This window comes from Rhodonellum psychrophilum GCM71 = DSM 17998 (assembly GCF_000381545.1).
Lineage (GTDB): Bacteria > Bacteroidota > Bacteroidia > Cytophagales > Cyclobacteriaceae > Rhodonellum > Rhodonellum psychrophilum.
Genome location: NZ_KB906673.1, coordinates 361,853 through 388,254, shown reverse-complemented (window position 1 = coordinate 388,254; position 26,402 = coordinate 361,853). Strand labels below are relative to the sequence as shown.

The following is a 26,402-nucleotide window of genomic DNA, read 5'->3' as shown; positions in this document are numbered from 1 at the left end:
ATTATCAAAAAATGGAGCACTCTCGGGCTATTTAAGAAATCCCGGGAATGCACCACTTATAATACAAGAAGTTTAATTTTTAGCGTGAGAGACTAAAGGTAAGACATGGAAATGAGGAAGAGAAGGAATCTCTTTTATCGACCGGTTCCACTCTTAATCGTCTGTCCAAAGAAAATCGCATTCATAAACAATCTGTTTGTCCCAAACCAGAATGCCCTGAAATTCGGATTGTCCACAAAACCGATTACCCGGCCATTTCCTTGGGAGGATACCCGGATAGATGCCGAACGCTTCATTTGTTCCAAATTGTAGGGATAAACGTAACCACTTGCCAAGGGACTATCGGTATAAACCTGTGGATTTGCATAAGGATTCTCAGATGGAAGGAGGAATTGGTTGCCACTTCTGAAAGTAAACATTTCGGTTTTTTCATAGCCATACCCGATCGGGTGGGTAATATCCAATTTCACATTGAATATGGCACCGCCAGTTCCTTTTGCACCTGAAGCATTGTCAAATTCCGCATAATTTTTTTGAAGGACTTCCACCTTTTCGGATTCTTGCTTAAACTTAAATTCCGCAACTTCATTTTGGTCCAGCCAGCTCATGGCGTATCCCCTGGCGATCAAGGTTCCTCCCGCCCTTACCCACTGTTTCACTTTGTCCGCACCGGTTTTTCCCAAGGAAGCATAGTTTCCATTGGGCATCACAATGACATTGTATCGGCCAAGATCCGCTCCGTTGAAGCGATCTACGGGCAATAAGGTGATGGGCATTTCATACCGCTGATCCAATAAATGCCAGATTTCACCAGCCTCACTGCTGGCCACTCCGCCATCCACCAAAAGTGCAATACTTGGTTTGGTCAGGACATCCATGCTTGGAGATCCGACATTGACGCCATTTGTATAGCCGGTATTCAAGGCAAAAATTTCAATCCCAGAAGTCTCGGCGGCTTTTACCATGTCATTGAAAAAGACCTCATCAGAAACAGTGGATTGGCCTTTGGCCAAGAAAATGCTCCCGCGCTTCAGGGTTTTGGCATTGGGGAGGATGACTTCTTCGTGGCTGACCCTTACCTGATAGCCTTTTTCCAAGAGTGCATAAGCTGCTTTCGGGGCATAGTATTCTGCCCACTCAAAAACAAAGGCATATGCCCCAGCTTCTCCGGTAACCTTTCCTTTTGGAAGCTTCAGGGACTTGTCCACCTGCTCGACATTGGCCAAGTTCAATATCCTGCTGCTCAACTCCATGAAATCCAGGTTGAATGCCATCGGCATGGTCCAAGCGGATACATCGTAAAATAAGCTGTCTTGAAAATTTGTCCGGGTTTCAAACAATCCTTTGATCAACTTATATTGTGGTTGGTTCAAGGGAACGATGAAGGATTTTTCTTTTTTGAATTCCACCCCATTGATGGTAATGTCTTCTTTTAAGCTGAAAAGATCGATGTCATGCTGGAGTACCATATCCGCCAGATGGAATGTTTTCCCCCCATCGTCTTTTGACCCAAAAATATAGGCCTTGTTGGTATCCAGATCATACTCCTTCTTTGCATCCCTGTAGAAATCCCGCATGTAGGTATTCATCTCAACCCGCATGTTTTTGGCCGCTTCAAATGAGGACAAGGTCGTGGTAAATTGGTTGCGGATCGTGAAGGCAAAGGTCAAGGGACCATAAATGCTTTCCTGCAAATGTCCCCTTGAGGAGGCTTGTTCGAACAGGATGCCGATAGACCCCTGAATGTCGGGATAGGTGGACCCTTTGCCGAAATAAAAATCATCAAAGCTTTCTTGGCTGTAATAAAGTGATCCAATTTTGTCAAGATATCTGGCGTGGTATTGCCCGATTTTTTCGGTCAGCTCAAAATTTTTCTTGGGTGTCAGCGGATGGTTCCGGCTGGGTATTCCCGGCTGAAAGAAAAAGGTGCTGTTGGTCCCCATTTCGTGAAAATCCAAATGGAGATTTGGGGTCCACTCCTGCACTTTTGCCACCCGGTTTCGGGATTCGGGATGCTGGACAGGCAGCCAATCCCTGTTCAAGTCGAACCAGTAATGATTGGTTCTTCCTCTTGGCCAAGGCTCGTTCAATTCCCTGTTGTTGGGATCACCATTCATGTGGTAGCTTCTGTTGGAGTTTACCCAAGAGGCAAATCGGTTCACACCATCTGGGTTCAAGGCTGGATCCAAAAGCAAAACCACATTTTCCAAATCTGCCGCCACCTCATTTGCAGCTGCAAAATGGTAAACGGAGAGCAGGGCGGCATTTACAGCGCTGGGCTCATTGCCATGAACAGAATATCCTGCATAGATGACCACAGGCATGGTTGCGAGGGCAACATTTGCTGCAGGATTTCGGAGTTTTTTTCTCTCCGATTTGATGGCATCAATTTTCCCGAGATTTGCAGGAGAAGTGATGGTCAATAAAACCTGTTGGCGTTTTTCATACGTTTTTCCAATCTCCTCAAGCGTAACCCGGTCGGATGCAGTCGCTACGGCCCGCATGTACATCAAAACTTGATCGTAGGAGGCATGCCATTCCCCCACTTCAAATCCAAGGACAGACTCAGGAGTCGGAATGGCAGGATTATACGTGTAGCCCTCTGGAAGATAGTATTTCAATTCGACGTTTTGTGCCTCGGCCTTTAGCGCCAAGACAACGATGAGTAGGGTGAAACAAATCCGCTTTATCATATCTCTATTCATTTATGCATTCAAAATCAACCAAAACTGATCAATAAAATCAGTTAATCATGAATAATTGGTTTGGAAGGTCAAAAAACTTGACCGAGTTCCATCAAATTCCCTTTTGCCTTTTTTTGCGATCCCCGGTTATTTTCCGTTGTTTTACTCCCTTGCTGATTTCACGTTGGCGCAACAAACTGTTCCCCCAACGGATTCAACAAACATTCGGGGCAGGAATGTTCAGCAATAAAAAACAACAACACTTAAAAACGAAAACAATGTTTGGATTGGGAATTATTGGACTTGCCATTTATGCCTTCACCATTTATGATGTCATCACCAGTGGCTTCGGGACCGGCAACGATAAAATCGTCTGGATTTTGGTGGTGATATTTTTGCCTTTTTTGGGTACGATTCTGTGGTTTCTTTTCGGTCGTAAAAACAGGATCTGATTTAATCCGAAATGTGCATTCGGTTTCCAAATAGGAGGTGAAACTGCAAGGAAATCAACCTATTTGAAGAACAAGGTGTTTTACCTATCAGGTGAAATCAAAAATGCATATATTTTATTGGTTATTAATCAATTTCCGACTGGAGGAGAATTGGTCATGTACAACACGGGTTTAATCTTTGCTGTATGTCTTTTCCAAGGCTTCGGCAAGGTTTGGGTATTGGAAATTGAATCCGGCTTCTTGGATTTTCCTGGAGGAAACCCGATTTCCACCAATCACCATTTGGGCCATTTCCCCCAACAGAAGTTTCAATCCAAATGCAGGAACGCCGATTCCCAAAAAGGGTTTCCCAATCTTCTTGGCTGCTTTCTGGGTCAAATCCCGATTGGTCACCGGTTTTGGCGCAACGGCATTGTAAATCCCTTTCAAACTTTCATTCTCAACGGCAAAAACGAACATTTTGGCCAAATCCTCTACCTGTATCCAGCTCATCCATTGTGTCCCTTTTCCCAGAGGAGCTGCAACGGGAGGGCCCATCATTTCTTTCAAGGCACCGCCTCCACTGTCGAGAACAATCCCAATCCGAAGCAAAACAGTTCTGATGCCTAAATCGGCTACTTTTTTTGACGAATCCTCCCAAGCAATGACCACCTGGGCTAAAAAATCGGTGCCGGCAGGAGCTTCTTCATCCACCAGTTGCTCTCCGGTGTCAAAGCCATAATAACCAACGGCGCTGGCAGAGACAAAGGATTCAGGTTTTTTATCGGATTTTTCGATGGCCCGAAAAAGCAGCTCCGAGGAATGGGTTCGGCTTTGCAGGATAGCCTTTTTCCTTTCGGTGGTCCATCTTTTGTCCGCTACACCTTCTCCCGCCAAGTGAATAATGCCATCGGCCCAGCGTATGGCTTTTTCATCCAATGTTCCAGCCTCCACATCCCAAGCAAAGGATTTTTGACTGTTTTTTGACGGTGTCCTGCTCAACCAAGCGACTTGGTGTCCATTTTTTTCCAATAATTTGGTGATTTTCTTCCCTATGAGTCCGGAGCCTCCGGTAATGAGTATATTTTTCATGAAGTTTAAATTGTATTTGTGTATAATCACTATACCTCTCTGTGAAGAACTTATTGCTGAAGATTGTTTCAATTTAGGGAATTTACCCAATTTGTTCTCCAAGAAAAATCCAAAATGGATTAAGATTGTACTGGAAAAGACTTTTAGGTGGAGAAACGGTTGATTTTTGCCAAGGTTTGATATCTTTACATTTCATTCGGCGATGGGGTTCCGCCTTACAACCGCTCCTTTTTTGGTGCTGATGACTCCTACTTCAACTCAATTGCCAACCATCCAAACAGGAATGGTCATCATCGTGGAGATTATTCCCTGATATGTCTTTTCATTTTGGATACAATCAATCCCATATGTTGGAGAGGATAAAAGCCTGTCTCAAAATCAATTCGTTTTTCACTTTCGAATTTCTTCCAAATCTGTTCTTTACCTTCAAATGGCTACTGATTGCGGGTGTGGTAGGAATGCTGGCTGGTTCTGCCTCCGGAATCTTCTTGATATCCCTCAATTGGGTAACCGTTTATCGGGAATCCAACCTTTGGATCATCGCACTCTTGCCATTGGCGGGGCTTTTGATCGGTTGGGTTTACCATCGTTTTGGGGAATCTGTGGTGAAAGGAAACAACCAGCTCTTAGAGGAATTTTACAATCCCCAAAAAACCATTCCACTGAGAATGGCTCCATTGGTGCTCTTCGGAACATTGGCCACTCATCTTTTTGGTGGATCGGCTGGACGTGAGGGTACGGCCATCCAGATGGGTGGGGCATTGGCAGATCAATTTACCAAATGGCTTAAACTCGAAAAAGAAGATCGGAAAATACTGATCACCGTCGGCGTGGCGGCAGGTTTTGCCTCCGTTTTCGGGACGCCCTTGGCCGGAGCGGTTTTTGCCTTGGAATGGCTGGTGGTGGGTCGTGTTCGCTACGAAGCCATTCTGCCTGCATTTTTTGGCGCCTATATTGCCAATTATGCCTGTGCAGAGCTTTGGCTGGTGGAACATCATCATTATTCCATTTCTTTAGTCCCCAACCTGGACCTGAGAAATTTACTTTGGATCCTCCCGGCAGGAATTTGTTTTGGTTTGGCCGGAAGACTGTTTGCCAAAGCCACCCATTTTTGGGGAACACTTTTCGAAATGAAAATCAAATATCCTCCTTTAAGGCCATTTATTGGCGGTCTTCTGGTTGCCCTTTTAGTCTTTGCCATGGGCACCACCAAATACATTGGCTTGGGCATCCCAACAATCACCGATGCCTTTACCGAACAACTCCCTTGGTATGATTTCTTGGCTAAAATTGGGATGACTTCCTTGACCTTAGGCGCAGGCTTTAAAGGGGGAGAAGTCACGCCTTTGTTCTTTACGGGAGCCACTCTGGGCAATGCCCTTTCTTGGATCATTCCCTTACCCATGGCACTCCTTGCAGGAATGGGATTTGTGGGCGTTTTTTCCGGCGCCACGAATACGCCCCTTGCTTGTACCCTGATGGGAATTGAGCTTTTTGGGGCCGAATCGGGCGTTTATGTGGGTTTGGCTTGTGTGATCGCATACCTCTTCAGTGGTCATGCTGGGATTTATAAATCCCAAATCATCGGGAGTCCCAAAAACATTAAAGCCCTCGGTAAGAAAGGGAAAAATCTTGGGGAAAGTTAGAGCCAGACCACATTTCGGGTTTTTAATTATCCTTCGCTTGATTTTTTATTACCTTGGAAGTCTAGAACCAAGAACTTTCCAAATTTAGGATCATGAATATATTCAAAAATATCCTGGTAGCCTTTGTTTTCTTATTGGCATCAGAAGCTGCTTTCTGCCAAATAAGTCTGGATGAAAAAGTACCCTTGGACCCAAGGGTCAAGGTTGGAAAGTTGGACAATGGGCTCACCTATTATATCCAATACAATCCACGGCCTGAAAACAAAGTGGAATTGCGGCTGGCCATCAACGCCGGATCCATTCTTGAAGAAGATGATCAGCAGGGCTTGGCCCATTTTGTAGAGCACATGGCATTTAATGGAACCCGCAATTTTGAAAAAAATGAATTGGTCAATTATCTTCAATCCATTGGGGTTTCTTTTGGCGCGGATTTAAATGCCTATACAGGATTTGACGAAACGGTGTATATCCTGCCGATTCCCTCGGAAAACGAAGCCACATTGAGGAATGGGTTTAAGGTTCTCAGCGATTGGGCCGGGGGGGTATTGATGAAGGACGAAGACATCGACGCAGAAAGAGGAATCATCGTCGAAGAATGGAGAACCGGAGAAGGATATTCAAAAAGGATGCAGGACCAATACCTGCCCGTGATCCTCCACAATAGCAAGTATGCGGAAAGACTGCCCATTGGAAAAATGGAAATTGTGGAAAACTTTGATTACGAAAGCTTAAGGAATTTCTACAGGGATTGGTACAGACCGGACAATATGGCCGTGATTGCTGTGGGCGATGTGGATCCCGAAAAACTGGAAGCCCTTGTCAAGGAGCATTTTTCGGACCTTAAAAACCCTGAAAATGCAAAGGAGAGAAAATCCTTTGAGGTACCGAAGCATCAAGAGACTTTTGTGAGTGTGGTCACCGATCAGGAAGCCCCCGGGATCCAGCTGCAGTTTTTTTACAAGCACAAGGCTTTGCCCACAGAGACGAAGGAAGATTACCGCAATCTCTTGATCAGAACCCTGTACGGCGGTATGCTTACCCAACGTCTGGATGAAATCCGCCAAAAACCCGGTGCCCCCTTTGTTTTTGCCGGGACGGGATATGGCAACTTTGTCAGGGATTTGGATTATTTCTCCGCTTCCGCTGTAGTGGCCTCCGGCAAAATCGAGACTGGCCTCCAATCGTTGTTGTTGGAAAATGAGCGCGTGGCCAGATTTGGTTTTACGGAACCGGAACTGGACCGTGTCAAAAAATCGGTCTTGAACAGCGCGGAAAGAAGCTTCAATGAAATGGACAAAGCTGAATCAAGATCAATTGTCGGTCGGTACGTCAATCATTTTTTAGGCGGAAGATTTGCCGATGGAGAGAAATGGAAACATGAATTTTACCAAGAAATCATTCCCCAAATCACCTTGTCAGAGGTCAATGCACTCGCGGGTCAGTTGGTGCGAAATGAAAACCGAGTAGTCATCATCACCGCCCCGGAGGGCGAAAAAGAAAATATTCCTTCGGAAACAGCGGTGCTTGCCTTGATGGAAGAGATTGCAGACACAAGTTTGGAGCCCTATGCCGACAAAGCCTTGGCAGAAAACCTCATGGAGGAATTGCCCATTCCCGTTAGCGTTTTGGAAACCGAAACTATTGCATCTATCGGCTTGACCACATTGACATTTCCCAACGGTGCCAAAGTATTTGTCAAGCCCACGGACTTCAAAAACGATGAAATCATCTTCTTGGCCAAAGGGGATGGAGGCGTTTCCTTGTATCCGGATGAGGACCATTACTCCGCAAGCTACGCCGGCGTGTTGGTCAATATCATGGGTGTTGGGTCATTTTCGCCATCAGATCTGAGAAAGGTATTGGCAGGGAAAACCGTGTCGCTTACCCCAAATGTGCTTACCTATTCACAGGAGATCTCTGGCGCTACCTCGCCAAAAGATCTGGAGACGACCTTGCAGTTGCTTCACCTGTATTTTACCCAGCCCCGAAAAGACCAAGAACTGTTTGAGGTCTATATGGCCAACCAAAAAGCACAATTGGCCAGCGCCCTATCCAATCCGGATTACCAATTCTCAAAAGCCTTGAACCGAATCATCGCAGATGGCAATTTGAGGGCCATGGGGATATATGATCCCGAAGATTTGGTTAACATAGATTTGGACAGGGGTTTGGAGATTTATGCAGAAAGGTTTGCCAACGCGGGGAATTTTGAGTTTTTCATTACCGGAAATGTCGACTTAGAGGGTATCACCCCGCTCCTAGAACAATACATCGGAAGTCTTCCGGGAAGCCCAGATCAAAAAGAAGCGTACAAGGATCTAGGCATCCGAGCACCGAGAGGCCAAAAAGAAATCGTGGAAGTGGGCGTGGACCAGAAAAGTCAGGTCATTCTCTACTTTTCGGGAGAAATCCCTTATGACCGAAAAAAGGCTGCCGACTTCGGTTATTTGGGGGAAATCCTGACCATCAAACTCATCGAAAGCCTCAGGGAAGAAATTGGAGGCGTCTATGGCGTGGGTGCCAATGGCAGTCTTTCCTCCAGGCCCGTAGGGAATTTTTCTTTCTCGGTTAGTTTTCCCTGTAGTCCCGAAAAAGTGGAAAGTCTGATCGAAGCCACTTGGATAGAGATTCAAAAAATACAGGAAAATGGACCCTCAATTGAAGATCTGAATAAAGTAAAGGAAAAACGAAGGATCGCTTTGGAAGAAAACCTGAAGAGAAACAGCTATTGGAATGCCCAATTGTCGGCAATCAGAACTTATGGGCTTTCTTGGGATGTCATTCTTGAAGCAGAAAAATCCATCGACTCCGTGACTCCAGAGCGCATCCAATCGGCCGCCAAAGAATTCCTCACGAAGGAAAATCTCATCGAAATCAGGAAAAATCCAGCCAAAGCCTTGGACTAAGGGAGTTGGCTGGGCCCATTTTCTTTCGCCGGTCATCAAATCGGATATTTTATGTGAAGATTAAACCCGGCGTATCCATCGCCAATTCAATTTCAGGATATAGTTTCTTAACAATCGGTCATTTGTATATTGTTTTTGACTTCACCATATAGGCAATATACTTATTCACCCAAAATCCTGATTTTCTTGCAGTTTCAGTCCTATTGTGAGAGCTAATGCATATTTCGGGTTGAACCGAAGGGATTCTTTTGAGTTAACCATACATGTATATTTTCCCCGCCCATAGCGAAACCATCGTGTCCGCCTTCAACAGAAAGGAGGTCATCGCACGGCTCAATCAAGTGACCCAAAATGTAAATTTTCTCGATTTCGACGAAACAAAGAAGAAAAGCCACCTATTCAATGGTGTTGTGAAAGAGGATTCCTTTAGGATTTCATTGGTGATTGACAAAGCGGACAGTTTTTTACCCTTGATCGCAGGAAAAATAGAATCCACTGCGGCGGGCTGTATTCTCTTTCTGAAATACAGCCTATTCCCTGGGGCGAGCTTCTTTTTGGGTTTTTGGTCGGTCATTATCCTGGCCATGTCCCTTTTCTTCTTTCTGGGCAAAAGCGATCCTGCTTATGGTTTTCTATGCCTTGCGATCGGATTGGGGAACTATCTATTTGCCTGGATACATTTCAAGCGAAAAATCCGAAAATCTCAATCCCTTTTTTATAATCTGCTCAATCTCCAAGTCAGGGATTAATTGTGGCTTTTCTATGGATTATGCCATTGAGGTCGTATTTTGCAGACTCAAAATCAAACCAAAAAAACCGAATTATATGAAATATAGAATAGAAAAAGATACCATGGGCGCTGTGGAAGTCCCCGCAGACAAATATTGGGGTGCACAAACCCAGAGATCCATCAATAATTTTAAAATAGGTGGCGAAAGAAACCGAATGCCGATCGAAATCATCCATGCTTTTGCGATCCTGAAAAAATCGGCAGCGCTCGCCAATGCAGAATTGGGCGTGCTTGCCCAAGACAAGGCCGACATCATCGGCAAGGTCTGCGACGAAATCCAGACTGGCCAGCATGACGACCAATTTCCTCTCGTCATCTGGCAAACCGGGTCTGGCACCCAGTCCAATATGAACGCCAATGAAGTGATCGCTTACAGGAGCCATGTTCTGCTTGGCGGCACCTTGGAGGATGAAAAGAAAAAAATCCATCCCAATGACGATGTCAATAAGTCCCAATCTTCCAATGACACTTTTCCCACGGCGATGCACATTGCCGCTTACAAAATGGTCATGGAAACCACCCTTCCTGGGATCATAAAACTGAGGGATACCCTGAAATCAAAATCTGAGGCATTTATGGATGTGGTCAAAATCGGTCGTACCCACTTTATGGATGCCACCCCATTGACTTTGGGACAGGAATTTTCGGGTTATGTGGCCCAATTGGATCATGGGATAAGGGCTTTGAAAAATACGCTATCCCATTTGTCCGAGTTGGCACTTGGGGGAACAGCCGTAGGTACCGGTCTGAATACTCCAGCGGGATATTCGGAGTTGGTGGCAAAAAAAATCGCCGAATTATCAGGGCAACCTTTGGTAACGGCCCCCAACAAATTTGAAGCTTTGGCTGCCCATGATGGCATTGTCGAGACGCATGGTGCATTGAAGCAAATAGCGGTGAGCCTCATGAAAATCGCCAATGATATCCGGATGCTCTCTTCAGGACCAAGATCCGGGATCGGCGAAATCCTGATTCCAGAAAATGAGCCAGGTTCTTCGATCATGCCCGGAAAAGTGAACCCTACCCAAGTGGAGGCCATTACGATGGTCGCGGCCCAAGTGATGGGCAATGACGTTGCGATTTCGATCGGAGGATCCAATGGACATTTTGAGTTGAATGTTTTCAAGCCTATGATGATCGCCAACTTCCTACAATCGGCACGTTTGATCGGGGATGCTGCGGTTTCTTTCACGGACAATTGTGCGGTGGGAATCGAACCAAACAGGCCATTTATCAAACGTCACCTCGAAAATTCCCTGATGTTGGTCACGGCTTTGAACCCCCATATCGGTTATGAAAATGCAGCCGCCATTGCCAAAAAAGCGCATAAGGAAGGAACCAGCCTAAGGGAAGCCGCCTTGGATTTAGGACTGTTGACCAGTGAACAGTTTGACGAATGGGTTAAACCCGAAGACATGATTGGGAGCTTAAAATAATAAAATAGTTTTCTAACTTAAATTTAATTTTATGAAAAAAGCAAAAATTTATTTTTCTCTTGCAGCGATGCTATTTGCCTTCTCGGCACAGGCAGAAAATCCATCCATTCCTTCTGAAAAGGAACCGAAAGTGATCTCAGCAGAAGACCTGAAACGAATGGATGAAATTGAATCCAGGGTGATGGAAATCAAAAAAATGGACTTTTCCACCATGGATAAGGCGGAAAAAAAAGCCATTAAAACGGAGCTCAAAGAACTGAACAAAGAAGCAAGGCGTGGTGGCGGACTTTACCTTTCACTTGGAGCCGTTATCGTCATAGTCTTGTTACTTGTTATTCTATTGTAATGCGTGAAGAGGTCAATTCCAAATAAACAGGAATTGTGAGTTGTTCCATGTGAACAAAAAGCATAGGGAACCAGATTTTTCTCCAAAAAGAAATGTTTGGTTCCCTTTTTTTAATGGCTCTGATATCCTGGATAAGCCTATCAAAACACCAATTCTTTCCCTTTGTGTATTTATTTTTCCTCGGGCAGAGTTTTCAAATACGCATGTACTTTAATTGCGCGCAAGTAAATTATGCTCAATGGAATTAGCCAAAGAAGCTCATTGAAGGCCAAGTGGAAAATGGTTCTTTTGTTCCAACCCAAAATGGGAATGAATTCCAAAAAGAACCATGAAAAAGAGATGATTTTCCCGACAATGCCCACCAATATCAGATACCGCCAACTACTCGGGTAAAATGCACTCATAAAGATCAAAAAACCGATCAACAAGCCAAAACCACCAAACCAGTTGCTCTCCAATCCCGGAATGTTTTCCGGCGTCATGGATAGCCAACGCAAGAGGTGCTCTCCCAAATATTTAAAAAATGCTGACCAGGCCACGGTATACATTCCTGTAAGCAAAAGTATCCCTCGCATCGGCATCGGGAAACTTGGAATAGTTTGGTTTTTCTGCATTCAAATAATTCTTTATATTTCTGGAATTAACCTCCTGTTTCACCGAAGGTTCACATTTGATTGCAAAACTACATGAAGGATTTTAAAGTTACCCGAAGCCTTTGGATTATTATTCTAGTCCCACTGCTTATTTCTGTTGGATTTATTGCCGGCCAAAGGCTGGGCGAGATCACACCAGCATCCATCCAGGGTGCGGAGATGCTAATTGGATTGGAATTTACTCCAGCCGAAAAGGACAGCATGCTCCAAAACCTGAACAATTTCCGGACGGGTTATGAGAATATGCGGAAAAACAAACTCGAAAATTCGGTTTCCCCTTCCCTGGTATTCAATCCCCTTCCTCATGGGTATTTTCCGGATCAAGAACAAAAGGATCAAAACTGGGGATTGCCCGCAACGGTTGAATTGCCCGCCAATGCGCATGACATCGCTTTTATGTCCGTAGCAGACTTATCCACATTGATTCGGACGCGGAAGCTGACTTCAGAAAGACTTACCGGTATTTATTTGGACCGAATCAAGAAGTACAGTGACACATTGGAATGTCTGATTACCCTGATGGAAGTGGAAGCTTTGGAAAAAGCCAGGGCGATGGACCAAGAACTTAAAAACGGGAAAATCAGAGGACCGCTTCATGGAATTCCTTATGGCATCAAGGACCTTTTGGCCGTCAAAGGGACCAAAACAACTTGGGGAGCCATGCCTTTTAAAGACCAGGAAATTGATGAAACTGCCACTGTCGTCGAAAAACTCAATGATGCCGGTGCTGTACTCGTCGGTAAATTCACACTCGGAGCTTTGGCAATGGGAGATGTTTGGTATGGTGGGGTTACCAAAAACCCATGGAATCTCCAGCAAGGATCCAGTGGCTCCTCAGCGGGATCTGCCTCTGCAGTGAGTGCGGCTTTGGTGCCTTTCGCGATTGGAACAGAGACTTTGGGAAGCATTGTATCGCCTTCCACCAGAAATGGCGTCACGGGATTACGACCGACTTTTGGGCGGGTGAGCAAATTTGGCGCAATGGCCCTGAGCTGGAGCATGGACAAAATTGGTCCGATTTCCCGCAGCGCTTTGGACAATGGCATTGTGCTTTCGGTCATCAATGGTTTGGATAAAAAAGACCAAAGCACCATTCCGGCAGCTTTGAATTACAGTGTGGACAAGTCCATAAAATCCCTCAAAATAGGCTATTTTGAAGAATTTTTCAATACCGACAGAAGCAGCAAGGCCATCGATCAACAGGTTCTGGAAGATTTAAAAAGCTTGGGACTGACCTTGCACCCCGTAAAACTTGAAACCTCAGTGGATGTCAGCAGCATGCTGATCATGTTGTTTGCCGAAGGCGCCGCAGCATTCGATGATTTGACGCGGTCAAATATGGACGATCTGCTCGTGGCCCAGCATCGCGGTGCCTGGCCAAACCAGTTTCGTGCGGCAAGGTTTATTCCGGCGGTGGAATATATTCAGGCAAGCAGAAACCGTTCGGTTTTGATTGAAGAAATGCATGCACTGTTCCAAGAGTATGACGTGATCATCAGTCCTTCCTTTGGCGGGAACCAACTCCAGATCACCAATTTGACTGGTCATCCGGCACTTTGCATGCCGAATGGATTTACGGAAAACGGAAGTCCCACTTCCATCACCTTCCTTGCCAATTTATTTGAGGAAGAAAAGTTGATCATGCTGGGACGAGCCTACCAGGAAAAAACAGATTGGCAGAAAAAAAGGCCTCCATTATTTGACAAGTAGCAACAAAACTCCTTTCCCATGTCTTAAAGATATGGGAAAGGAGTTTTAAAGATTGTGGGCGGAAAATGACTTGGTCATGCCCAGAAATTTTTCTTTGTAAAGCTTTGCCCCTGGAAAGAGTTTCCGCATGTCCTTTTGGGAGATCAGTCTGATTTCGTCCAAATACTGTTGGGCATCTTTGGGTTCCCATTTTTGCATTCGGCTGATTTTGGTCTGCGTCAAAAGGTGGAAAGCCGACCTCTTGGGGATGTATTGGATAAAGGGAAGCGCATAGTGCGCCTCGATAAAAAAGTGTTTGTTGGGTGTTTGGATAAAAAACTTCTTTCCCACACGCATAACTTCTTTGGCCATCTTCTTTTGGTTTTCCCAAGTATAAAGATGTTCGATCACGGAATTGGAAAATACAAGATCAAAACTCCCGTCTTCAAAACCCGATAAATCTGTGGCGTCTCCTGCCATGCTGGAGATGCGATGGACATTTACTTCTTCCTTGTGCAGATTGAGCAAGGTGATGTGGATATTGTATTTTTGCAAAAATCCCATGTCTTTCCAAAAATAGGCCGTGCCGCCTACATCCAGAACCCGAATCGGACTTCCTTGGGGAAAATTTTTAAGGATGAGATTTTCAAACACAAAAAACCGTCTCGATCTGAATTTGTTGCCAAGGGATTCGGGATGGTCTGATGGTGCCAGAAGGGATTTTATGTAATTCATGAATTGGAATCTTGCCTAAATAATCAGCAAAGTTAGGCAAGTCATTTAAATTTATTGATCAAAAAACAATTTTGATGCGCAAATCTTTTTTAATTTTGCTTGAAGTTGGGAAAATTTTAATTTAATCTTCAAATCATACCAGCCAAAAATTGGCCTAATAATGGTGGCTTGCTCCATTCGGTTTAGGATTCAAATGATTTTATGAAAAAACGTTTTTACACCTTCTTTCCTTGGCTTTTTGTAATCGGTGATATTTTGGCACTTCATGTGGCCTTGCTGGTTTCAATGGCCACATTGTTTTATTTTGGTGATTTCCCGATCCTCAGCGGTCCCCTTTATGCCACTTACATCATGGTATGGTTGGTTATTTCCCTTTTGAGGAAGGATTACAAGATCGGTAGGACCACGGAATTTGAATCCACATTGAAACGCCTTTTTGGTTCGCTCCTTTGGTTTTTGGCGATTGTCTCCATTTTTTGGTTGCCCTTTAGATCAGATCCTTCCCGGATTGTGTTTTTGATTTCCCAAGCTGCTTCCTTATTCCTTTTCTTGGGGCTTTATAGGGTTGGTGCACATATGGTGCTCAAGCAATACAGGAAAAAAGGATACAATTACAGAAATGCCGTAATTTTGGGAAAAGGCAGCAGCAGCAGCGAACTGGCCAAAATCCTCGGCATCAGAAGGGATTTTGGCATCAACTTTATGGGGTATTATGATGATGTTGCCTCCTGCAACCAAACCCGTGGCGACATCAAGATTTTCTACGAAGAGGCTTTGAAAATCAAGCTGGACTTGATTTATATCAATGAAAGGCTGGATGTCAACACCGTGAAAAATATCATTGATTTTGCGGAAGAACACTATATTAAAGTGAAAGTGATCCCGCATGGAAGTCTTCAACTCGAAAAGAAACTCTCCTTTAGTCGGTACGGCGATTTCTTTGTGATCAATGTGAATGAAATTCCATTGGACAATGTCTTCAACAGGTTTTTGAAACGGAGTTTCGACATCGTATTTTCACTTTTGGTCACCGTTTTTATCCTCAGTTGGTTGATTCCCATCGTGGGGATATTGATCAAATTGGAATCCAAGGGATCGGTTTTTTTCATTCAGGAAAGGAATGGGGAGAACAGTGTCGTCTTCAAATGCCTCAAATTTAGATCCATGACGCCCAATGATTATGGGGATAGCCAGCAGGCAGTAAAAAACGACCCGCGCGTCACCAAAATCGGTGCCTTTCTCAGAAACACTTCCCTGGATGAAATGCCCCAATTTTTGAATGTGCTGATTGGAGACATGTCCGTTATCGGCCCTCGGCCACATACGGTTCCAATGAATAGGGTTTTCAAAACCCAGATAGAAAAATACAATTCCCGACATAAGATCAGACCAGGCATCACCGGACTGGCGCAGGTAAAGGGTTTTAGGGGAGAAATCGAAAACCCTTATCAAATCCGTTCCCGAGTTAAACTGGATTATTTTTACATCCAAAACTGGTCAATATGGCTAGATTTGAAGATTTGCCTAAAAACAGTGATTGAGTTGATCCGGAATCGGGAAAGCGCGTATTGAAAACATCCAATAGAATCTTATGTGGATGATCTCTCTATTCGTTTGCTGACAATTAAACCCGAATTCTAAGACAGCGGAAAAGTAACGTAAAGCAGCTAACTTGAGGTAAGCTAGATAGAGTTACGCATTTCGTTTGGGAATAGGGCTTGAAACTGCAAAAAAACCAGACTATTTGGAGATTAGGGTAAGGTCAAAAAACAGTTAACGACTCAGTGATTACTAAGGAATTTCGGGATTGATTTGATAATGCATAAAGCGGGTTAAACGACTTTGCCAGGAAAAGTGAGATCAAGCAAATTGAAATCACTTTTCCTGACAAAGTCAGCCCCATCAAATCTTCAGGATGGCATCGATCAAGTTCATGTTTTCCCCCTTTTTCTTGAAAATCAACATGGGCAACATGTTGTTTGCCTCCACCAAATTTTCTGCAACGCTTCCCAACAAGACCGATGCAGAAGAGGTTCTTCCCCTACTTCCCATAATGATCCAATTGGCTTGGTGTTCTTGGGCCATTCGAGTGATGAATTTTCCGGAATTTTCTTTTTCATCCATAAGGAATAGACATTCGAAATGCTGGTGCTTGTATTTCTGGAGGAATTTTTCGTAATCCTTTTTTGCATGCCCTTTCATGATCGCGGCAAATTCTTCGTAAGATTTTCCAGTCTTGTAGTAGCCGGTAGGCACCTCATAAATATGGAGTGCTAAAATCTCCGTATTTGTTTCTTCAAACAACTTCTGGGCAAACTTAAAAGTAAGGTTGGAGTGTTCGGAAAAGTCCAGTGGAATGAGCACTTTTTTGGGTACGGCAATCTCACTGTTTTCTGTCAAGAACAGGACAGAACATGGGGATTTTTGGGCCATGTATTTGGCAAGTGAGCCACTGCCTTCCATCTCATTTTTTCTACCCATGATCATGATGTCCACGTCTTTGATATTGGCCCATCTTAGGATAGTGTCTCTTGGGTTTCCCTCCCCCACGATCACTTCCAGTTCAATTTCTTTGGGAAAAGGATGTTCTTTTATGTTCACTAGGATTTCCGCCTTTATCGACTCATCCAAAGGCGCAAGTATATCTGGATAATGGTCCTTTATCTCTTCAGGCAAAGAGAGATTCTTGGATATGTGGATAAAATAGATTTTTTCGATCCCTAACAATTTGGATAAAAAAGCTACCTTTTTCATCAAAACCCCATCCATGGCACTGAGGTCAAGCCCTACCATTGCCTTTGTAAAATTCTCCATATACTTTTTTCCTATTCGATTGGTCAATTTACAGCTTTGTTGTAATTCTTCGGGATTAATGGCCAAAAAAATTACTGTTTTTCTAAATTCTAAATATCCGGATTGTCCTTCAAAATGCAATATATTTGTGTTGAATGGGAAAAACAATGACCAAATATTTTGTCGCCTATGTTCCGGAAGGAGAAATTCAGGAAGAGGCGACGAAGTTGAAACTCGAACTCTACGAAGCATTCAATCTTAAATACGCGCTGAAATCCCCTTCCCATGTCACCTTGAAGATGCCCTTCAGTTGGAATGAAGCCAAGGAAGAGAAATTGATTCAAAAAATAAAGGAATTTTTTGATGGCTTCCAGGCTCTGCCTTTGACTTTCCAGGGATTTGGAAAGTTTGGGAGAAGGGTCATTTTTGTAAATGTGGTGGGCAACCCAGAGTTGTCCAAAATGCAAAGGGAATTTTCCTCCTATTGCAAAACCGCATTGAATCAGGTGGAGGAATTGAGCGACAAGTCCTTTCGTCCCCACATGACCCTTGCATACAAGGATACCAAAGAAAACAGATTTGAAGAATATTGGGATTTCATTTCGCAGAAGAAGTTTTCAAAAGAAGTACTCGTTGACAAAATAGCCTTGCTGAAAAGGGTGGAGCGAAAATGGCAGGTCATTCATTTTTTTGTACTTAAGTAAAACAATTTCAACCATTTTGGTCTTATAATTTGGCTTAAACCAATGAAAACCCTTTGGTTTTCGATTCAAAAAGAAAAAAACTACAATTTTTTTAAATATTCATTTATTTGGCAAAAACCGCAAAACAACAAACAAAATATTTTTCAAAAAATATTAAAATAGCATTTTATATTAATTTTTTTTTGTTTTAGAATGAAAACAGTGAATTTTAAAGGTTTTTACATTTAAAACCAATCAATAATCTAGAATTATTCTTCTCCCAATTTTGGGATCGGTATGAAAACGAATAAAACATCGATTTTAAGAAATTTCATCCGCTAAAAAATGGCTTTTTCAAATTAATTGCATGTTTCTGACTTTAAAGCCGCTCCGTATTCATTCAAATATGGCTTTTTGTGAGATAATCGATAGAATCTACTTTTTAAGTGTTTTTCCTTCCAGGAGCACCATTTGATTTTATACAAATTTAAATTCATTATTGCAGTTAAATAATTGTTAATTTATTCTAAATAATTACCTATGAAGAAAGTTTTACTAAGCTTTGTGTTGGCGATATTTACAGTTTTGGCTGTAGCTGCACAAAGCAGGACGGTAACAGGTAAGGTAACTTCTGCTGATGAGCCAGAAGGAATCCCCGGTGTCAACGTCCGCTTGAAAGGAACTTCTGTTGGATCTATCACGGATCTTGACGGAACTTACTCTATCGCCGTTCCAGAAGGATCGGGAACATTGGTGTTTAGTTTTGTCGGCTTTTTGACAAAAGAAATGTCAGTGGGAAACAACTCTACAATTGACGTGGTTTTGGCACTTGATGTTAAAACCCTTAGCGAGGTAGTCGTTGTAGGTTATGGTACTCAGGAAAGAAGAGATGTAACAGGTTCTGTGACTTCCATCAGCAATGAGGCGATTGAAAATTTGGTTGCCCCTTCCTTTGATACACAGTTGGCCGGTAGAGCGCCAGGTGTATCGGTAACGGTACCTTCCGGTATTTTGGGTGCAAGGCCAATCATCAGAATCAGGGGTGTGAACTCCCTTTCGGGTGGTGCTGATCCTTTGATCGTGATTGATGGTGTTCCAGTGGTGGATTCTGACCGTGCAGGTCAAATTGCATCCAACCCACTTGCAAACATCAACCCTGCAGATATCGACTCCTATGAGGTATTGAAAGACGGTTCTGCTACTGCGATTTACGGCTCCAGAGCTGCGAATGGTGTGATTTTGATCACCACCAAAAGAGGTCAAACAGGTAAAGCTCAGGTAAACTACAGTGTAAGCACTGGTTTCAATGAGACTGTTGACAGATTCAATCTATTGAACGGGGATGATTTTGTCACGATTGCGAATGAAAAAAGAACAAACGCAAACCAAACTGGAAATGCAAACCCATCAGGTATCAACACCGATTGGCAAGATGCTGTTTTCAGAAGAGGTACTACGCAACAACACAACCTTTCCATTTCTGGTGGTTCTGAAGCAACCAAGTATTTCTTTTCTTTGGGATTCACAGATCAAGAATCAGCCGTTAGAGCGAATGATTTGAAGCGTTATGCTTTCAGAGCAAACATCGACCATAGTATTTCGAAAAGAGTAAGAGTGGGTACAAGTTTCTCTTATGCCTACACTGAAATCACCGGATTGAACAACGGAAACAATTCACTTTCGGGTGCGGTTTACAATGCCACCAGAGCATTGCCAAACGTTCCGATCTATGACGCTGCCAATACTGCCTTCAATGGCTTCAACATCACTGCCAATGGTGCAACCACTGGTTTCGGTGCGAATCTTGCAGGTCCTGACAACAATATTCCAAACATTGCTTACGTATTGGAAAACAATACTTACAGAGCAAGGAATCACAGGATCCAAGGAAATGCTTTTGGAGAAGTGGACATTGCTACCGGTTTGACCGCAAGAACCCAAATCGGTATCGATTTGACCATGGCGGATGACTTCACTTCTCTTGATGCAAGACATGGTGATGGCAGAAGCTCAAACGGTAACGTGATCATGGCTTACAATCCTGCTTTCCGTTGGAACTGGCAAAACACATTGAACTACCAAACGGTAATCGCAGATGATCACAGCATCAATGCTACCGTAGGTGTGGAATATCAGTACACCAATTTTTATAACTTTACTGCACAAGGAACAGATTTCTCGGATGAGTTTTTCCGTTATAGAAACTTGATTTCTGGTTCTTACAACAACCAGTTTTCAGGTGGTGGATACTCTGAGAATGGCTTTGATTCCTATTTTGCAAGATTGAACTATAGCTTCAAAGGAAAATACTTGTTGTCCGTAGCAGTGAGAAATGATGGTATTTCCCAATTGGCGAAAGAAAACAGAAGAGGTACCTTCCCAGGTGCATCCATTGGATGGAGAGTTTCTGACGAAGCTTTCTTCACCAGCAACTTGATCTCTGATTTCAAATTGAGAGCATCTTATGCAGAAGTTGGTAACGTCAATCTTCCAGGTGGTGCATTCCCTTATGCAGGTGGATTCGGTCCGGTATTGGCAGCAGCCGGTGCGGGTATTGGATACTCCAACGTAGCGAACACAGCCTTGCAGTGGGAAACTTCCAAGAAGTTGAACATTGGTTTGGACATGACCATTGGTAAAGTAACGATCGCTGCGGATTACTTCAAGAACAACGTGGATGGATTGGTGCTGAATGCTCCAACCGCTCCATCTTTGGGTATTCCATTCAATGAGATCAGTCAAAACATCGGTGCGATGTACAATGAAGGTGTTGAATTTAGGATTTTCTCCAATGTGATCAACAAAGGTAAATTCTCTTGGAACACAGATTTCAACTTTACATTTATCAAAAATGAAGTAACCGCTTTGGTTCAGCCTTTGACAGGTACCTACAACAGAACAGTTGAAGGTGGTCCTCTTGCTCAGCTTTATGGTTTCAAATGGGCAGGTGTCAATGCTTCCAATGGTAACCCAATGTACTTCAGAGGAGATGACATCGTTCAGTACAACTTGGTACAGGGTAATTTGGGTTGGAGAGCATACGATCCAGCCAATCCTGCCAACATCGCAACTGCTGCTTCTGCTCCAACTCAGGAATTCTTGGGCAACACATTGCCAAAATGGCAAGGAGGATGGTCCAACAACTTTACCTATGGTAATTTTGATGCTGAGATCTTCTTGAGATATGGTGGTGGAAACATGATCATGAATGAATCTCTTAGGGGTCTATTGGGTCAAGGTTTTTCCAACAACCACGCATCTATCTTGGACAGATGGACTGAAGGTGGTCAGGTGACTGATGTTCCTAAATTGTATTCAGGTCAAGATGCCAACATGTACCAAACATCGGCTTCCAATTCAAGATTCATTGAAAAAGGTGATTTCTTAAGGGTTCAAAACATTGTGGTGGGCTATAGAGTCCCAACCCAGTTCTTAACCAGCACTTTCAACGGAAACATCAGAAATGCAAGATTCTTTGCACAGGTGCAAAATCCATTGATCTTCACAAAATACTCTGGTATCGATCCTGAATCAAACCAATTTTCTGGACAACTTCAATTTGGAGTGGATTGGAATGTTGCGCCAATCATCAGGACTTGGTCTGTAGGTCTTAATGTTGGATTTTAATCACACAACCTAAAAATTGAAAAAAATGACAAATATAATTTCAAATAAAATAAAGTCTGCGTTTGTAGCTTTAGCAATGGTTGGGATTACTTCTTGCGAGGTAACGGATCTTCAGCCAGCTAACATCATTCCAGATGCAGAGGCGTTTGCCGATGCCAACAGGATCAATGCAGCGGTCTTGGGGATTTATGAATCCGCACAAAGAGGCTTCTACTTGGGCGCAGTTCAGAGAGGGTATCCATTCGGTGCAGCATCTACCCAACAGGGAGATATGAAAGGTGAGGACATGTACAACGATCAGTTGTTTTACGAGGTAACCTATACCAATGCCCAAAATCCTCAGACAGCCAACAATAACGGTCAGTGGATTTCCCTCTACAGAATGATCAACAGGGCGAACTTTGTGATCGAGAACTTGGATGAAGCATTGTCATCCGGAGTTTTGACACAAGCCCAAAGAGACGGTTACAGAGGAGAAGCACTTTTCTTGAGAGCCTTGGCGCATCATGAATTGGTCTTGTATTTCTCAAGACCTTATTCTGACAACCCAACTGCCATGGGTATTCCTTACAGAACTTTTGCCATCAATGATGTTGCAAAAGTTGAGCCGGGAGAAGCTGTGGGTAGAGGAACTGTACAGGAGGTTTATGACCAATTGTTGTCTGATCTTAACGAAGCTGAAGAAATACTACCTGCAGCAGGAAATGCCTTCAGGGGAAGAAAGGCATCTGCAATTGCTTTGAAAGCAAGAGTGAAACTTCACATGGAAGATTGGGCTGGCGTCTTGGCTGAACATACCAAGCTTTCTGCAAATTTTGCGGTCACTCCAAACCCTTTGACTCCATTCAGAGGTGGAACAAGTTCTGACAACATCTTCTCTTTCGAGAACACGGATGCATCGAATGCAGGCGTGAATGGTGCCCTTGCCAACATGTACGGCAACCCCAACTTGGGTTCCAGAGGTTTGGTAAAGATTAGCCCAATTATTTGGAGAGCAGATTTCTGGCTTCCAGGTGATGCAAGAAGAAGTTTAAGAGGTGAATCAGATGGATTTGTAAGCCAAGGCCCATTGGGCATGTTTACCAATAAATACATCGACAACACGACTTTCTCTGACAATACCGTGATCATCCGTTTTGCAGAAATCGTTCTTGCTGCAGCTGAGTCAAATGCAAGACTAGGCAATACAGCAGCAGCGGTTGAATTGTTGAATTCTGTACGTGACAGAGCGATTCCAGCGACAGCATCTTCTTTTGTTGCGGGTAATTTTGCATCCACAGATGCTTTGATCGAGGCAATCATCAACGAAAGAAGAATCGAGTTTTTGGCGGAAGGAAGAAGATGGACAGACATCCATAGACTTTCAGGCGAAGGCAGAATGGCGGGTATCCCAGCCAAAGCCACAAGCCGTTCCATCAATAACATCAATTTCTACACAACGGACAGAGCAATTCCAACAGATCACTCATTGTCATACAGCGACAATTTGTTCATCTGGCCTATCCCATTGGTAGAAATCCTGACAAACAATACTTCTCCAATACCACAAAATCCAGGATATTAATCCTTTCGATTTCATCATCAAAAAGGCTACCTTCATCGGTAGCCTTTTTTTTTCATTGAAACCTAAAAACAACTTCTTATGAAATTGAAAAGACATTTTACATCTGTTTTATTCATAATATCAGTTATTTTATCCTCCTGTGCTTCGGTTCGGGTAACAGAAAAAATGGTGACAGAGGATCAAGTATTTTATACTTCGCTCATGGTTGTATATTCGGATTTTGGTCCCGATTTCACACAAATGGATGAAGATTTTTTTGAGAATGCGATCAAAGACCGCTTCAACAAATTGGATGATACCAGAGTCAGAGAACAATTACATCGCAGTTTAAAGAGAAACTTTGAACCCACGCCGTTGGAATTTATGGAGGATTATTTTCCCGTTCAGGCAGCGATCTCTTTTGAGAAGTATATGGAAAAACTCAAGAACCATGATTCAAGAGCGATTCTGTTAATCAACAGAAGAGGCTTTTGGAGTTCATCCAACATTATTGATGGCACCAGTTATACCAGTCCCAATGCGAGCTACAATTGTTTTCTATTGGATAAGGATACATTGGAAGTTGTATGGATGGGTAATTTTGTGGTCAATGGCACATCGCTTTCAGGATATGACACCATACACAACCACCTTACCAGGAATCTTGTGCGAAGATTACAGCGCAACAAATTGATTGCGACAATGGCCTTTTAGACTTTTCTGAAAAAAAAGCACTACGTTTTTCTAAAACCAGTCCGGATGGTCATCTGGACTGGTTTTTTGATTTAGGTAGGGTCTGAAGCCATCATTTTTGCCAATCTTAATTTGAGTAAAGAAAAAAAAATAGCTTTCCAAGATTACTCAAGATTGACCAAGGCCAAGGTTTCCCAGCCATTCAACTCTTTATTGTGTCCAACTTTTTCCATGGCTTGGGAAATTTTATTTTTAAAAGCCCAACAGGTTTCCCTTCTTAATTCCAGGATTTCAGAAAGTTCGTTCAGGGTAAGGTCTACATCTTTTCTATTGGAAAGGTAGAGGATATAAAAAGCCTTTTCAATCGGAAATTTAAGTTTATGAAAGAGTGTGTCAACGGTAGGTGATTCGTAATAATTGCAATTCTTACACCTTCTTCCGCAATTCAGCCCTGTGGTGAATTTTTTGTACTCGCATTTCTTGCACTGATATTTATCTTTCCACTTGAGTTCTGCTAGAAAATTCAGGCAGGTATCTTTGTCGGGGAATACATTTTTGAAACCCAAAAAATCCAGCCCTTTCATCAAGGCAAGATCCTTAGCCACTCCCGCGACACTGGTCTGGAGTACAGCGTTGTTTTCTTGCAGATAATTGTTGCTCTGTGTGACTTGGTCATTCAGCTCCTGCAATTTCAAATTCGTGGTTTCCAATTCCAGATTTTTTTGTGCAAGGTCAGCGGCCATTTTCTCAATTTTTTCAGTCCTGGCCCTTACTTTTTCTTTGAGTTTGGAATTCAGCTCTTGGGTGAGGAGGTTGTTGTTTTCCAATGCGAGCGTCCTCTCCTTGTTTGCCTCCAAAAATTGATTTTGAAGGAATTTGAGTTGGTTGAAAATCGAAAATGAAAACAGGATCATTTCCAGGAATATCACAGGATATACAAAATACCAATTGAGAACAGGATTATTGAAAAGCTGAATGCTTTTTGAATAAGAATAGACAATCACTAAAAACAGACAGGCATAGGCAAAAATATAAGACCATGAATATATTTTAACTCTCATCAATGCAAAAAGACCCAAAGAAAACGGGACCAATAAAATAATGATGGTGATCACCAGATAGTGGATATAGTTTAATTCAAAGAAGAAGAGTTGATTCAAAAAAAGCAGTAGTTTGAACAGAATGGCCCAGTAGGTGAGGGTGAAAACTTTCCTGTTCTTGGTATATTTTTGGATAAACCTATCCGAAAACATAAGGGTCGAAAGGATGATGATCAGCTCGATGAAATATTCATTGGCAAGTTTGTTTACCCAAGGAGAATTTGGCCAGAGATATTGAAAACCAAGACCATCCCTCCCCAGGGAAAACCAAATACAGGCGATAATCAAACACGTGAAATAAAGGTATAGGGTGTCTCTTAATCTGTAAAACAGATAAAAATTGAAAATCAGGATAATGGTCAGCACGCCATAATAGATTCCCAAGAGAAAATACTCATTTAAGGAGTGTGCTAAAAATTTCTCATTCGTCCTTAAATGAAAGATGAATTCTTGATTGTAGTTTCTTTTTACCTTTAAGTAATATGTCTTGGTTTCAGAAGGTCTGAGATCCAGAAAATAATTGAAGTTTTTATGGCTGATTTTCCGCTGATCGAAGGGTTGCTCAAAACCTGCTGTTGAAGATTCAAATTTCCCGTCAGCTCTTGGGAAATAGAAGGTAATGTTCTTGATGTCAAAACCCCAAGATTCAAGATACCATGAATAGTCAGAGATGGATTGGTTATTCTGGATGGTGAAGCGCATCCAAATGGGAGAGTTAAGATAATCATACAATACATGAGGATCCGTTACTTTTTGAAAATGATCCTGGAATTTCTCTTGGGAAATCTCCTCAATGGAATAGATGGCAGCGGTATCCAGAAAAAAATCAAAGGAGGTGTTGACAAAAACCCGGGAAATATTGCCATTCAATTCGATTTTCGTTCCCTGTTTGGAATTGCCGTTCGCTCCCGTCGTAAAGAGCACCAACGTGATGAATAGAAAATAGATTTGATATGTTTTTCTTACCTTCAATTGTTGTGTATTTTTTTCGTGTCTTAAAATCAAGTACAGATCGATCTGATCAAAAACAACACGTTTATTATGGATTAAACCCGTTTTTGCATGACCAATTCTATTCGAACGTGAAATTGGTTGATAAGCTTCAGTTGTTTATATAGTTTGAATCCACCAAATCGATAAATTCCGTTCATCTCCAAATGGTCTGATTTTCTTCCAGCCTGAACCCCGTTTGAAAATCCAATGCCGCTATCGGGTTAAATTATTTTATGGCCTTGTTCGGAAAGGCTCCAATAATATTTTGGATGGAATTCCCAATTGGTTGAACCTCAAAAACGCTCTGGTTTTATTGACAAAGGATGAGGGAACAATCCTCGGATTACCCGGATGAACTAATCTCACAGTCCTTCTCCATTTTCAAAAACTGCATTCACTCCTTCACTCCATAATTGCCTTCTTCCATTAAACACAGATACGGGTATTGGTAAAGAGGATTGTTTTTCACTCCATTCAAAAGGAAAAGCATGAAATCGATTGTATTTATCTGAATCGGGTATATATTCAGCTGGGGACTCCATTTGATTTTTGTAAAACCCTA

18 protein-coding genes and 1 riboswitch are annotated in these 26,402 nt (G+C 42.9%); of the genes, 12 read left to right on the top strand and 6 right to left on the bottom strand.

What is annotated here, in order from left to right:
- Positions 1-134 precede the first annotated feature (134 nt).
- Positions 135-2,693 (bottom strand): M14 family metallopeptidase, encoded by a 2,559-nt coding sequence (locus tag F824_RS0101895; protein ID WP_033405031.1) that lies wholly within the window; start codon positions 2,691-2,693, stop codon positions 135-137.
- A gap of 269 nt (positions 2,694-2,962) precedes the next feature.
- On the opposite strand from F824_RS0101895, the gene F824_RS25440 reads away from it, so the two are divergent.
- Positions 2,963-3,136 carry a PLDc N-terminal domain-containing protein gene (locus F824_RS25440; RefSeq protein WP_081624967.1) on the top strand — a complete coding sequence of 58 codons (174 nt, stop codon included), beginning with the start codon at positions 2,963-2,965 and terminating at the stop codon, positions 3,134-3,136.
- A gap of 171 nt (positions 3,137-3,307) precedes the next feature.
- Here the strand turns inward: F824_RS25440 and F824_RS0101885 are convergent, their stop codons facing one another.
- Entirely contained in the window at positions 3,308-4,207 is a 900-nt protein-coding gene (locus F824_RS0101885) for a TIGR01777 family oxidoreductase (RefSeq protein ID WP_019596151.1), read from the bottom strand.
- A 189-nt stretch (positions 4,208-4,396) separates the two neighbouring features.
- Positions 4,397-4,465, top strand: a riboswitch (Fluoride riboswitch).
- Positions 4,466-4,554: 89 nt separating this feature from the next.
- Here F824_RS0101885 and F824_RS0101870 point away from each other — a divergent pair.
- From F824_RS0101870 to F824_RS0101845, 5 genes are all read left to right on the top strand, one after another.
- The gene (locus F824_RS0101870; RefSeq protein WP_019596148.1) at positions 4,555-5,853 is read left to right on the top strand and encodes a voltage-gated chloride channel family protein; all 1,299 of its coding nucleotides are present in this window, start codon (positions 4,555-4,557) and stop codon (positions 5,851-5,853) included.
- A gap of 92 nt (positions 5,854-5,945) precedes the next feature.
- Entirely contained in the window at positions 5,946-8,759 is a 2,814-nt protein-coding gene (locus F824_RS0101865) for a M16 family metallopeptidase (protein ID WP_019596147.1), read from the top strand.
- Positions 8,760-9,022: 263 nt separating this feature from the next.
- The gene (locus tag F824_RS25435) at positions 9,023-9,508 is read left to right on the top strand and encodes a hypothetical protein (RefSeq protein ID WP_031327042.1); all 486 of its coding nucleotides are present in this window, start codon (positions 9,023-9,025) and stop codon (positions 9,506-9,508) included.
- 76 nt (positions 9,509-9,584) lie between these two features.
- On the top strand, positions 9,585-10,985 hold the full coding sequence (fumC, locus tag F824_RS0101850; protein ID WP_026333441.1) for a class II fumarate hydratase: 1,401 nt from the start codon (positions 9,585-9,587) through the stop codon (positions 10,983-10,985).
- Positions 10,986-11,016: 31 nt separating this feature from the next.
- Entirely contained in the window at positions 11,017-11,331 is a 315-nt protein-coding gene (locus F824_RS0101845) for a hypothetical protein (protein ID WP_019596143.1), read from the top strand.
- Between the two features lie 170 nt (positions 11,332-11,501).
- On the opposite strand, the gene F824_RS0101840 is transcribed toward F824_RS0101845, so the two are convergent.
- A complete protein-coding gene (locus F824_RS0101840) occupies positions 11,502-11,945 on the bottom strand; it encodes a hypothetical protein (RefSeq protein ID WP_026333440.1) in 444 nt (147 codons plus the stop codon).
- 72 nt (positions 11,946-12,017) lie between these two features.
- Between F824_RS0101840 and F824_RS0101835 the strand changes: the two genes are divergently transcribed.
- Positions 12,018-13,694 (top strand): amidase, encoded by a 1,677-nt coding sequence (locus F824_RS0101835; protein ID WP_019596140.1) that lies wholly within the window; start codon positions 12,018-12,020, stop codon positions 13,692-13,694.
- A gap of 45 nt (positions 13,695-13,739) precedes the next feature.
- On the opposite strand, the gene F824_RS0101830 is transcribed toward F824_RS0101835, so the two are convergent.
- Entirely contained in the window at positions 13,740-14,408 is a 669-nt protein-coding gene (locus tag F824_RS0101830; RefSeq protein WP_019596139.1) for a class I SAM-dependent methyltransferase, read from the bottom strand.
- A gap of 201 nt (positions 14,409-14,609) precedes the next feature.
- Here F824_RS0101830 and F824_RS0101820 point away from each other — a divergent pair, with 201 nt between their 5' ends.
- Complete coding sequence (locus F824_RS0101820; RefSeq protein ID WP_019596137.1) at positions 14,610-15,980, top strand: exopolysaccharide biosynthesis polyprenyl glycosylphosphotransferase; 1,371 nt, start codon at positions 14,610-14,612, stop codon at positions 15,978-15,980.
- A 330-nt stretch (positions 15,981-16,310) separates the two neighbouring features.
- Here F824_RS0101820 and F824_RS0101815 read toward each other — a convergent pair whose 3' ends face one another.
- Positions 16,311-17,222: a universal stress protein gene (locus tag F824_RS0101815; RefSeq protein ID WP_026333439.1), complete on the bottom strand. Its 912-nt coding sequence runs from the start codon at positions 17,220-17,222 to the stop codon at positions 16,311-16,313.
- 146 nt (positions 17,223-17,368) lie between these two features.
- Here F824_RS0101815 and F824_RS0101810 point away from each other — a divergent pair, with 146 nt between their 5' ends.
- The 4 genes from F824_RS0101810 (at position 17,369) to F824_RS0101790 (ending at position 23,768) form a co-directional block, all read left to right on the top strand.
- Positions 17,369-17,905 (top strand): 2'-5' RNA ligase family protein, encoded by a 537-nt coding sequence (locus F824_RS0101810; RefSeq protein ID WP_019596135.1) that lies wholly within the window; start codon positions 17,369-17,371, stop codon positions 17,903-17,905.
- A 519-nt stretch (positions 17,906-18,424) separates the two neighbouring features.
- Positions 18,425-21,511, top strand: coding sequence for a SusC/RagA family TonB-linked outer membrane protein (locus tag F824_RS0101800; protein ID WP_019596133.1), 3,087 nt, complete (start codon positions 18,425-18,427; stop codon positions 21,509-21,511).
- Positions 21,512-21,536: 25 nt separating this feature from the next.
- Entirely contained in the window at positions 21,537-23,075 is a 1,539-nt protein-coding gene (locus tag F824_RS0101795; RefSeq protein ID WP_026333437.1) for a RagB/SusD family nutrient uptake outer membrane protein, read from the top strand.
- Positions 23,076-23,153: 78 nt separating this feature from the next.
- Positions 23,154-23,768 carry a hypothetical protein gene (locus F824_RS0101790; RefSeq protein ID WP_139189578.1) on the top strand — a complete coding sequence of 205 codons (615 nt, stop codon included), beginning with the start codon at positions 23,154-23,156 and terminating at the stop codon, positions 23,766-23,768.
- A 143-nt stretch (positions 23,769-23,911) separates the two neighbouring features.
- Here F824_RS0101790 and F824_RS0101780 read toward each other — a convergent pair whose 3' ends face one another.
- Positions 23,912-25,819: a 7TM-DISM domain-containing protein gene (locus tag F824_RS0101780; RefSeq protein ID WP_236613178.1), complete on the bottom strand. Its 1,908-nt coding sequence runs from the start codon at positions 25,817-25,819 to the stop codon at positions 23,912-23,914.
- Positions 25,820-26,402: the final 583 nt, after the last annotated feature.